Raw genomic sequence first — 11,878 nt, 5'->3', positions numbered from 1 at the left:
ATTCAGACTTTCTCTATAGTACACAATAAAGGATATTCATGTTCCCTTGCAAAGGCATTAACTTGAGCTGCTTTTGTCTCTGCAACTTCCGCCGTATAAACACCACAGCTGCCCTTGCCTTGAAAATGCACATCTAACATTATTTGTGTAGCGCGTTCTTCATCAAAAGAAAAGAATTTTTGTAACACTTCCACAACAAAATCCATCGGCGTGTAATCATCATTATTTAACAGTACTTTATACATCGATGGAGGCTGGAGTGTTTGTTCGACCTCATTTTTAAAAATCGTGTCAGTTTTAAATGTGCCCAGAAAATCGCTCATTACTTTAATTGCTCAGTATTCTTGCTCAGTGTGGAAATACAATTTAAGCATAGTCTTTATTATCAATGGTATCCATTAGTCAAACGGACGATCAATAAAGCTAGACTCCCAACGAGTTTTTATCTGCTATTTGTCAGCTAACTCTCAGTTTATGACAGTGTACCATGTAAAGTGCGATAACTTACATGACCAATATTCTGTGATCCACTTCAAATATTACACAAATTAACTTAAAACGCTCATCGGATTATTTTCAGTTTAGCTGAAATGCCAAAATCCGACTCTTGACCAAGTAAAGCTATTTACTACAGTATGAATTGCGAGCGATAAATCTCGTACTTATACCTAGTTTGCATGTGTATTTTATGCATGTATATAAAACAGTGATTGGCAAACTTAAAGGATAAAATATGGATACAGGCACCGTTAAGTGGTTTAACAATGCGAAAGGCTTTGGCTTTATTTGCCCATCAGATGGCGGAGAAGATATTTTTGCTCATTACTCCTGCATTCAAATGGAGGGGTACCGCACACTCAAGGCAGGGCAAAAAGTCAATTTCAGTGTAATCATCGGTCCTAAAGGAAACCATGCTAACGTCATTATTCCCGTTGTGGAAAGTAATGAAGCAATCAAACAACTCGTTGAATAATGATTGAGTAATAGAGCACAGTTAATTATTTTTAAGGGGTAAATAATTAACTGTGGCTATTAGGTATTAAGATAAGTTGCAAAATAAACGATTATTGGTCTGCATCCTGTAAATGCTTCATATCCCCATAAAGTTGGGTCAATAATTGGTACTGTTCCAAATCATAGAAAGAGCATTTACCTTCGCCAAATTCTTTTGCTACCTCAATGATAAACTTCACTGAAGCTGCAATATCAACCTCGTGACTGGATCCGGTAGAACATCCAGGAACAACCGTTTCAGTACAAATCGCAACACCCACTACTGGTGCAAGTGTCGAAACTGCAGGCTGCATGATGCTATTAATATGATGAAGTCCATTACCATAAGGCGTAATATCTTGAATTGACAATGGAAAAGTCACCGCATTTTGCCCACTGCTCCACTCCATTAAGCGTAATAAATCTTCAGATACAGGCAAGATATAACCCGCTTTAACGGTGGGCGAAAGCGCATAGCCTTTATGATTTAACAGTCGATTGCCTTTGGTGGTATCGACTGACAAAATCGCATCCGCTTCAGGGATCCCTTCATATTGATTCATGGTCTGATCTTCAAGAGGAGAATCCATAAAATCAACTGGCGTATGTGGGCGGGTCGGTGCATTTGGACAAATATGCGTGGTGATAATCACATCGCCCAGTAATTTATCGCCTCGTTGCTGCATCTGTGCAAGCTTCAATCCTGCGGTGATCGCGGCAATTGCACCATCAGCATCTGAGACGACACCAACACGAGAAGGTCGTGCACCAATTCCCCCTAAGCGCCCAATAATACCTAATGTTGGTGCTTGATAACCTTTGGATTTACCTTGAGTTCCGGGGATGGTAATGCGGATAAAGTCACTTTGACCTTTACTGTCTGTCACTGTTGTTGAGGTGACTTGTACGGCGGGAAAATCTTGGAACAATTTAACAACATCATTCCCACTAACATTTGCACAATCGAGCAGCTCATAAACGCACAGAGTTTGCTTTAGAGTCATTGTACTTCCTTTAATTCTAATTATTTTTTTAGATAGTTTTAGGGCTACTAAGATACCAAAGGGGTATCCGTTCGCCCTGAAAGATTTTAACAAGCGTTAAAACCTTATTTCCTGGTGAAGGCGTATTCACGCACTTTGAATGATATTTAATTATTATTTACTGCGGGTACTCACTACATACTTATGGTGTCTTTACTACTTTTCTTACAAGTATTACCAGTCTTTCACTACTTGGCACTACGTTCTAGCCAATAAGGGTCTCCAACCATACATCCTAGGTAAGAAGCCTTACGGCAAAGATCTTGAGATAGCTGCTCAATAACCTCTTCGGTCATTTGAGATGCTGGAAGACTTAAGCACAAAGCATATAACGTACTTTGTGATGGGTCATAAACTGTACTGGAAACTGAAGCAACTGACTCATTGACCGAAAATTCCCAGCCACGCGCTAAAATAATATTCATGCGCTCATCGAGGCTAGCTTGTTGTTCTTCCGACTCTAACTTAATTAATTCTGCGCGTTCATGTACAGGCAATCTCGCCAATAAAGCGCGTCCTGTTGAGGTTCCAGCGATCGGTAAACGAGTACCTGGCTGAGTAATTACCTGTAACATGCTATTGCCGATTCTGGCATGAACCACACGAACTTTGTCTTCATCTAACGCCGAAACATAGCTAGTAAATCCGGAATCTTTCGTCAGGCTATCAAGAGCTTCAAGTGCCATATCAATCAGATGATTCATACCTCTGGCTCGATGCGCAATCTCCATAACCAATAAACCGGGACGATAAATCGGCGCATTACTCTTTTTTTCTAACAGCCCTAGCTCCGCCATTTGCTTTAATAAGCGAGATGCAGAGCTTTTTGGCATCCCCAACTCATTCACTAATGTTGTCACCGTTAGCTCATTACCTGAGCGTAAAAACAGGCGATAAACATCAACGACGCTAGATAAAATACTCATACCTGAGTTTCCTGAATCAGTAAGCCATAACGTTGTGGCTTTCTATCCCTTAAATAAGGCACACTCAATCGAGTATGTGCCTGAAGACGAAAATCAACTTCACCTATTAATAGCGCTTCGCCATCACAGGTCGCTTCGCATAGAACTTGTCCACGTGGACCCAGTACTTTGCTGCCACCAAATAGATGTAAATCTTCTTCACTCCCCCAACGATTTACCGCAAGGAGGTGAGTTCCATTTTCCAATGCTCGACATGCCGTATTGATATCCCACATATCCCGATCCTGAACACACCATGCAGATGGTGCGATGAGTAATTCAGCACCTTGCAGGGTAAGAATACGAGCAACTTCAGGGAAACCCATGTCATAACAAATCATGATACCGACTTTGCCTATTGGGGTATCAAATACAGGGAAACTATCCCCGTTTTTAAACCACTGCTTTTCGATACCAAAGGCATGAACTTTACGGAATACGCCGCTAATCGTTTTACAACCGGGATTCCATAGCCCAACAGAGTTATAAACTTCGCCGAGGTAACTTCCTCGTTCTGCAAACCCAGCAACAATAGAGAGATTTAAGCGGGAAGCTAACTCACTGAATAAACAATAAGTTTCGCTTCCTTCGGAATCACTGAGATCCCATAACTTATTGGATAACAAATCGCCGCGATAACCCGTTGTTGCCAATTCAGGAAAGCAAATTAATTTAGCCCCCTGAGCTGCCGCTTGCTCACATAATTGAGCCATGCGTTGCAAATTACGTTGTTTGTTACCCAGCTCAGAATCAAACTGGGCTAATGCCACTTTAACTCTGTTATCTGTCATCCTGTGTTCCTTAATCTAAGTGAGATACTTGGCGAAAATGGACGTTATCTTGTTTGCGAGCCTTCGCGAACCAACTCATCGCAACCCAGTAAACAATGGCACCGGTTAATAATGAATTAAGTGCTGGAACACCAATATCTGCACTAAATGGGCCTAATGCCGAGGTTCCCCATCCGACAAGCACAGCCAAACACCATGCAATTAAGGTAATTGGGTTATAAGCTTCACAACGAGTTGGTAAAATCCCCTGTTCACGAGTGATATCCAACTCTTTTCTCTCGCGTTTTAATATGTAGTAATCAACCACCATAATGCCGGCAACCGGTGGGATTGAAATGCCGAGATAAATTAAGAAACTGATAAAGTTATCCAAGATACCTAGCATTGATGCGATGGTACCGAAAATACCAATTACCCATGTTAAATAACGGCGGTCAAAACGTTTATTAAAAATAGCGTTAAGTAATGTTGTAAAACCAAGGGATGAAGAATAGAGATTGATATCGTTCATTTTAATTGTTGAGAAGATAACAATCGATGCACCAAGCAACCCTGTTAACGCCATCATCAAATCAAATACTTGACTAGTGCGTAGTGCAAGAGCCATCAATACCGCAATCATGTTGACGAACAGTTCGCCACAGAAAGTACCGATCAAGGTCATCCAGAAAACATCTTTAGGCTTATGCATAAAGCGGCTGATGTCTGGTGTCGTGACGGCTGAAATAATAAACCCACCAGCAACCATGGTGATTGCAGCTGGCATAGTCATTAACGGCCCGGCGGGTTCAGTGGCATTAATCAGTGCGCTAATGTCCTGACCTGATAATAAATTATAAGTTGCCCAGCCTAATGCGAATAAAAATAGCGGTGTTGAGATATTGGCGGTAATAGATAAAAATCGATACCCATATACCGTAATAACTGTCACCGCAATACCTGTAATAAGCGACCAGGTCCCTGGTGTTAGCACGTTAGTCGCTTTATACATTCCATCTGCGAAGAAACCATTTTGGACGCCGAACCACCCCATTAAGGAGATAGCAATCGCTCCCCCAATTAATGCTGAGCCCAACTTTCCAAAACCAGCCCACCGAGACAGTAGACTGATTGACATTCCTTCGCGACAAGCAGCCGCCCCTAAACCCCAACTTACAACTTGTAAAATTACGGAGCCTAGCATGGTCGCCCAAAACGCCTGCCAAAACGTTAATCCATATCCAAGAGCTGCACCTAACATCACTTGCGAAACGCAAGCCAGTGAGCCAATTCTAAGAATTAATACTTCATAAAACGGTCGACGAGCACTTTGGGGTACTCGAGCCAGAGAATAATCTTCACCTGCTTTATTTGCCATGTTCAACGCCTGCTGTGTAAGAGTCTTTGCTTATATTTTATTGGCTTTCTGCGAAGTTCCATTTAATGGAACTAGGTTTCATTTATTCTGTAGTGCGAATGATATCCACGATCGGTACCCAATCGCAAGAAGAATTTATCTTTTTCAGAGCCTTTTTTATTATCGGTTATTTAATTCAGGGGCGATATAGTGGGAATAAAAACAAAATAAGCTATAAATTAATGGCTTAAAAACTCTATTTTAGATTAGAGATATTTCACAAAAAGTGCCATCTTCAAAAGATAAATCTGTTTTTCACGGATTAATCCGAAACGAATAAGCTCTTCATTGCAGTTAATCTCATTAAAAATCTGTTACAAAATCCCATTTATCCCATTTATTTCTAGTCCAAAATAAAATTCTATTTATAAAGATAATTTTAAGAATGAAAAAAATTTTTAGATTGGTGATGAGTGAAGCTCTCCTCAACCGAATGTCGAGGAGATGGAGATCATTGAAAGACTATTCTCGCGCTAAGGCATCAATAGGATTTAGTCGAGCAGCGCTTCTTGCAGGGAGGAAACCAAAAATAATACCAATTGCTGTCGAGCACGCGAAAGCACTCACTAATGCAATGGGATCAAACGTGAATGTCCATCCTGGTAATGCAATTTGAGCAATCAAACTAATCCCATAAGACAAACCAATCCCCATTAATCCACCGATTAAACAGACCAGAACCGCCTCAATAAGGAATTGCTGCATAACATCACTCGTACGTGCCCCTACGGCCATGCGAATACCAATTTCACGAGTTCTCTCTGTCACGGAAACCAGCATGATATTCATCACCCCAATACCACCGACAACGAGAGAAATAACCGCAACTAACGTCAAGAATAACTGCATTGTACGTGTCGTTTTTTCCGCCGTTTTAACAAACGTATCCATGTTATAGGTAAAAATATCTTTTTTCCCATGCCTCAGTGTCAATAAACGAACTAACTGCTGCTCTGCTACCTGTGCATCGGTGCCATCTTTTACTCGAACCACAATAGTGTCGTAATAAGGTCGGTTTAATAATTTTCCGTTAACCGTCGTATCAGGTAAAAAAACTTGAAGATTTTTACCCGCACTGAATATGGATTTTTGCTCCCCAAGTACACCAATCACAGTGGCTGGAACATTATTAATTAATAATATTTCCCCCACAACATTCAGTTTGTTTGGAAAAAAACGCCGCTTAGTATTGCTATCAATCACCACTACTTGAGCACGTCTACTTTGCATTTCAGGCGTGAATCCCATTCCCTCGGCAAATTTTTCGGCGTAGACATTAAAATAGTCTGTACCCACACCAGAAACTCGTGCAGTTGCATCAATATTGCCGTTACGTAATCGAGCTGAAGATTCAATGGAACCAGTCACTGACTGCACATACGGTTGTTGGGCTATCGCAGTGATATCCGAATCTTTTAGTGCTTGCCGATTCTCTGGATCATCGCTACCAAAATCGGTTCCGGGATAAATTGAAATCGTATTTGTTCCAATTGATTTTATATCATTTAGCACCATTCCTTTTGCAGCGTCACCTATCACCATGATGGATACCACTGAAGCAATCCCTATCACAATACCCAGCATAGTGAGCAATGTTCGCATTTTATTGACAACCATCGCACGCCATGCCATCAGTAAAGCTTCACTAAAGCGCCCATAAATTTGAGGAATTGATGATTTTCTAACCGCAGCTTTTACTGGTAATGAGGTAGCTACTACAGATTTAGCCCCCGAATCATTAATGATTTCGCCATCTTTGATTTCGATGATTCTTTCTGCTTGCTGGGCAACTTTAGGGTCATGGGTCACAATAATCACCGTATGGCCTTGAGCACAGAGATCTTTTAAGATCTTCATTACCTCTTCACCAGAGTGACTATCCAAAGCTCCCGTTGGTTCATCTGCCAGAATAACATGACCGCCATTCATCAAGGCGCGAGCAATACTGACACGTTGCTGCTGCCCACCAGAAAGCTGACTAGGACGATAATTGACTCGTTCCCCTAGCCCTAAACGTTGTAATAATTGCGCGGCTCGCTCATGTCGAGAAGACTTACCAACTCCTGCATAAATAGCTGGAATTTCTACGTTTTGCTCAGCACTTAAATGACTTAAAAGATGATAACGTTGAAAAATAAAACCAAAATGTTCACGTCGTAACTGAGCAAGTTGGTCATTATCAAGTTCTGCAATATTTTGTCCTGCGACATAATATTGTCCAGCAGAAGGCTTATCCAAGCATCCCAAAATATTCATTAAGGTGGATTTGCCTGAACCTGAAGCACCAATAATTGCAACCATCTCTCCTGAATTAATTTTCAAGGAGACATCTTTTAAGACCGTAATTTCTTGCTCACCTGCGGGATAGCGTCGAGTAATTTTATTCAGTTCGAGTAATGTCGCCATCATCAAGACTCCATATCACTGTTACGTCCGATAATGACTTTATCCCCCTCACTCAAGCCTTTTAGCACTTCAACAGACACATCATTGCGCCCACCAATCTCGATGGTTGTTTTTTGTGGAACGCCATCTTTAAGAATTTCCACTTCATAAGTTTGCGGCGAAACTTCATTCCCTAACGCTAAAAGTGGCAGTAATAATATATTGTTACGTGATTCGAGATCGATAGTCACTTGAGCGGTCATTTGTAGCTTTAACAGATGCTGGGGATTGGGTACTTCAAAACGTGCATAATAGAAAATAGCATCATTAATTTTTTCAGGGGTTGGTAAAATATCTTTCAACTTTCCTGCAAATTTTTTATCTGGAGCACCCAGAACGGTAAATGACACATTTTGCCCCGGTTCCAAGTAGATAACATCTGCTTCAGAGACTTCAGCTTTAACCAGCATAGTATCCATATCTGCCAAGGTTAAAATCGTTGGAGCCTCTTGAGCTGCGATTACTGTTTGCCCTTGTAACGTTTTGATAAATGTGACGATACCGTCCATTGGTGCGGTAATTTGGGTATATTTAAGATTTGTTTTAGCAGTATCTAAAGACGCTTGGTTACGCTTAATTTGAGACTGATAAGTCGCCACTTGCGCCTTTTTAACTTCAACGTCCGTTCTGGCTTTATCCAGATCTTGTTGGGATACGGCTTGAACTTTTGACAAGCTTAAATGCCGCTGATATGTAATTTCAGCGAGTCTTAACTCAGCCTTGGCTAAAGCTAGATTAGATTCTAATTCATGAATTGTTTCTTGGGATTCGGTGACTTCGTTTTGGGCTTTTTGTGGGTCAATGACTGCCAGTAAGTCACCTTTTTTAACCACATCCCCTTCTTTGACATACAGAGTCTGTAATTGACCACTTACCTGAGCTCCAACATCAACTTTGCGCACAGCATCAAGCTTACCGGTTGCAAGCACCTGCTTATTGAGGTCGCCTCGCGTAACATCCACTGTTTGGAAGGTCTCAGACTGTGGATTGCCAAGAAAAAACCATCCTGCTCCAATAGCGACCATTAGGACAAGTAAAGATAAAATCCATTTTTTCCTTGATTTAATCGGCATCAATGATGTTCCTATTTTCAATAGGAGGGCACTCCCCTCCCTTGAAAATAAGATAGCTGAATAATCATCTCACTTCACTAAACAAGCTTCAGATTAACTGCAAAATATACTCAGTACGCCTTACCACGAGCCAGCCATGCCACCCGAGAAAACATATTTCTCAATGCTAATGGCACCGAATCTGGCCCCAATTCTGCGGCTCGGTTAACTGTCGCCAGCGCCAAGTCAGGTTTTGACGTGCGCGAAATGGCTTTTAAAATCACTCGCCGAGTAGAAACTCGCGCATTCTCTGGAATCTCCGCAATTTCATGGTATAAGCTTTTGAAGCCTTCACGATAAAGAAAATGCTCCATATCCGGTGCCGATAGCATGGTAAGTCGGTCTCTGTCTGGTGAATTTATTTTATTCGCATAATGCGTCGCTGTTGCCGCATACTTTCGTCCAGCTTCATCCCCATCAGTTAATACATGCCATTCTATTCCCATTTTATTCGCATATTTTAACAATGGTTTTAGGCCACTTTGAGCAAATGCAATGACTTTAATGCCTTCAGTTTCAAAGAAATAATTACATTGTCTTGCAAATTCGCTCATTAACCAAATTTCGGTTTCCCCCTCAACTAATAGCCAACAACGGGCAAATAGAGAAGAAGGACGGTTGAAACGAATATGAAATGATATCTTACGCAACTCTTCAGGACTTAAATCATTCGGTGCTATCCTGAATGTTGAAACTTTATTGGTATCACGAACCAGCCGACATAAGCTATCAATCGGCGTTTGGGACAATAAGTCCCCCGAGTTGGTCGTGGTGATCCGCTGTAAAGAGAACAGACTAAATAATCCCCACGCAATAGATAACATGATTGGATGTAGCCGTGTTTCAGGGTCTTCCACAATAATGATTGGGCGGGCATGTTTATCCAGCTCAATATTTCCTTTCGCCTGCAATAATGAAGAAAACACCCCTAAAATAATTAGGCGAATATTACGCTGATTTGGTTTGGCAATGAGTCGATTGATATTATCTAATGCCTGCCAGCCTCGCTTGCGCGGTTCAATACTGGAGTACGAATGCCCCAACTTAGTCATATGACCACTTTTTCCAGAAAAATAGTGGCTTAATAATTGCTGCATGGCATCGATCCCATCTTTGAGATCTTCATTACTTAGACGTTCAGGATTATTCACTAAGGCATGCGTTAACTCTTTAATTTGCTGATTCAGCGTATCACGGAAATTTGGGCTTCCCCCCGTCACTGTAGTTGGATTTAGATCATTAATAAAACGCGCATCACGTAAACGAATAACGGGATATAAACGTACGATTTCTTTGATGTATTTTCCTACATTATCAAGGGAAAGCTTATTTCCCCCTGAATTAAGGAAGCACTTATCAACCGTTACTGTATTGTCATCTTTTAATTCAGCGCTCACACGATAAAATATATGTTTTAGCCCATCACCATTATCAACCCAAACAGATGCTAAATTTTGAAAGCGATAAGATTGATGGCGTCCAGGTGCTGATTCGCAGAACTTTAAGACTATCTGTAAAGAACGATTTAATGCCTCGTTGTCCCCTGTAGGATGGTGAAAATCAGAAGCTGTAATTTGGTACTCACGATTTTCAGGAGAAAGTATGATATCAAGGGCATCCAGTAAACTCGATTTACCCCATGAGTTTTCACCGATTAAGACGGTATTATTATTAAGCTGTAGAGAGAGCCGGTTAATCCCCCTAAATCCATATATTTCCACTCGTTCCAGATACATATCTCTCTCCTTGCAGTATTGTATTATCGACTTATTGTCATGCCAATTGCAGTGGATAGCTGATTGCCATTGTAACAGTATGATACTAATAGGATCCGTGAATTCACTTAAACTATCACCAATAAAAGCTTACTCATTTGCTCAAATGATTACTATACGAATGAGAGCTGAGCAAAAAAAGAACACATCCGTATAAATCACCAAATTCACTTATGAACCTTAGTTAAATGGATAGAATTATCTTTATTTTTTGGGTTTTTTCTCCTATTTTTAAGCTAATAACCAATAAAAAATATTTATGGTATATTCAATATTTAGCATCACAGGCTAAATTTATTTGTGTTTAAATAGCGGTGTTCACAAGAATTCAAATATAATCCTTTGTTTGCGTTAATATAAATTGTTTAGATTGGTGTAATCCGTGTAGTTCATGGGATAAAACAAAAAGGGCACTAACATGTATTCTGGTTTGCTGATTATTCTTCTGCCGTTAGTTCTCGGTTACTTGATACCTATCAAAAATAAAAATGTGCTTCATCGTGTCCACCAAACTTTAAACTCGATGGTGTATGTGATTCTATTTTTAATGGGTATTACCCTCGCTTTACTAGAAAATTTAAGTGTTCATCTTGTTTCAATCTTAATTTATGCACTGACATTCTTTGGTTGTATCTTTGGAATGAACATTATTTCCCTCGTGATTCTCGATAAACTCGATCCTTGGAAAGTCCCTCAACACAAGCAAGAAAAACCACCTTCACGCATCAAAATGGTATTCGAATCCCTACAATTGTGTGGTGTTTTATTGATTGGTTTTGTCGTGGGGCTAACTGGATTTGAATTTTTACATTATGCGGATAAAGGCAGTCAAATTGCCCTAATGCTACTGCTATTATTAGTCGGTGTTCAATTACGTAACAGCGGAATGCACATCAAACAAATTTTAATTAATCGCCGAGGAACGACCATTGCCCTCGTTATGGGAGTGAGTGCACTAATTGGCGGTGCTATTGCTGCATTTGTCCTTGGCTTACCGGTAAAAATGGGGCTAGCACTAGCTTCTGGATTCGGTTGGTACTCACTAACCGGTATCTTGCTCACGGATGCTTATGGGCCGGTTATGGGCAGTGCCGCTTTCTTTAATGACCTAATGAGGGAGCTCGCTGCCATTATGCTCATCCCATTGATAATCAATCGATATCGTTCTACCGCATTGGGGATCTGTGGCTCAACATCAATGGACTTTACTCTGCCCGTTTTGCAACGTAGTGGTGGGGTAGCCATTGTTCCGGCCGCCATTGTACATGGGTTCGTGCTCAGTCTAATTACGCCAATTCTAATGGCCTTCTTTACATAGGTAAAATTTCAGTCACAATAGCCGTTAATCTGCATATCAC

The 11,878-nt window shown here is 40.8% G+C and carries 10 protein-coding genes; 2 read left to right on the top strand and 8 right to left on the bottom strand.

Annotated features, from left to right (window positions below; genetic code table 11):
• Window positions 1–2: 2 nt before the first annotated feature.
• Window positions 3–323, bottom strand: a complete 321-nt coding sequence (gene clpS, locus EL244_RS05825) for an ATP-dependent Clp protease adapter ClpS (RefSeq protein WP_006813616.1) — start codon at window positions 321–323, stop codon at window positions 3–5.
• A 410-nt stretch (window positions 324–733) separates the two neighbouring features.
• On the opposite strand from clpS, the gene cspD reads away from it, so the two are divergent.
• Complete coding sequence (gene cspD, locus EL244_RS05820; RefSeq protein ID WP_006812622.1) at window positions 734–973, top strand: cold shock domain-containing protein CspD; 240 nt, start codon at window positions 734–736, stop codon at window positions 971–973.
• A gap of 91 nt (window positions 974–1,064) precedes the next feature.
• Here the strand turns inward: cspD and EL244_RS05815 are convergent, their stop codons facing one another.
• The 7 genes from EL244_RS05815 to EL244_RS05785 all read right to left on the bottom strand — a co-directional run bounded on the left by EL244_RS05815 (window position 1,065) and on the right by EL244_RS05785 (window position 10,481).
• The gene (locus EL244_RS05815; RefSeq protein WP_115164114.1) at window positions 1,065–1,997 is read right to left on the bottom strand and encodes a DUF1177 domain-containing protein; all 933 of its coding nucleotides are present in this window, start codon (window positions 1,995–1,997) and stop codon (window positions 1,065–1,067) included.
• Between the two features lie 227 nt (window positions 1,998–2,224).
• Window positions 2,225–2,962 (bottom strand): IclR family transcriptional regulator, encoded by a 738-nt coding sequence (locus EL244_RS05810; RefSeq protein WP_126459438.1) that lies wholly within the window; start codon window positions 2,960–2,962, stop codon window positions 2,225–2,227.
• On the bottom strand, window positions 2,959–3,792 hold the full coding sequence (locus tag EL244_RS05805) for a nitrilase-related carbon-nitrogen hydrolase (RefSeq protein ID WP_006812625.1): 834 nt from the start codon (window positions 3,790–3,792) through the stop codon (window positions 2,959–2,961). Before EL244_RS05805 ends, EL244_RS05810 begins: the two co-directional genes overlap by 4 nt.
• A gap of 10 nt (window positions 3,793–3,802) precedes the next feature.
• Entirely contained in the window at window positions 3,803–5,149 is a 1,347-nt protein-coding gene (locus EL244_RS05800) for a purine-cytosine permease family protein (RefSeq protein WP_126459435.1), read from the bottom strand.
• 501 nt (window positions 5,150–5,650) lie between these two features.
• Window positions 5,651–7,594, bottom strand: a complete 1,944-nt coding sequence (gene macB, locus EL244_RS05795; RefSeq protein ID WP_126462736.1) for a macrolide ABC transporter ATP-binding protein/permease MacB — start codon at window positions 7,592–7,594, stop codon at window positions 5,651–5,653.
• A 2-nt stretch (window positions 7,595–7,596) separates the two neighbouring features.
• Window positions 7,597–8,706: a macrolide transporter subunit MacA gene (gene macA / locus EL244_RS05790; protein ID WP_126459432.1), complete on the bottom strand. Its 1,110-nt coding sequence runs from the start codon at window positions 8,704–8,706 to the stop codon at window positions 7,597–7,599.
• 110 nt (window positions 8,707–8,816) lie between these two features.
• Complete coding sequence (locus EL244_RS05785; protein WP_126459429.1) at window positions 8,817–10,481, bottom strand: DUF2813 domain-containing protein; 1,665 nt, start codon at window positions 10,479–10,481, stop codon at window positions 8,817–8,819.
• Window positions 10,482–10,938: 457 nt separating this feature from the next.
• Here EL244_RS05785 and EL244_RS05780 point away from each other — a divergent pair, with 457 nt between their 5' ends.
• Window positions 10,939–11,838 (top strand): LysO family transporter, encoded by a 900-nt coding sequence (locus EL244_RS05780; RefSeq protein WP_006812632.1) that lies wholly within the window; start codon window positions 10,939–10,941, stop codon window positions 11,836–11,838.
• Window positions 11,839–11,878 lie beyond the last annotated feature (40 nt).

This window comes from Providencia rustigianii (genome assembly GCF_900637755.1).
Classification (GTDB): Bacteria; Pseudomonadota; Gammaproteobacteria; order Enterobacterales; family Enterobacteriaceae; genus Providencia; species Providencia rustigianii.
The sequence above is the reverse complement of the archived record's forward strand: the minus strand, read 5'-3'. Positions and strand labels throughout refer to the sequence as shown.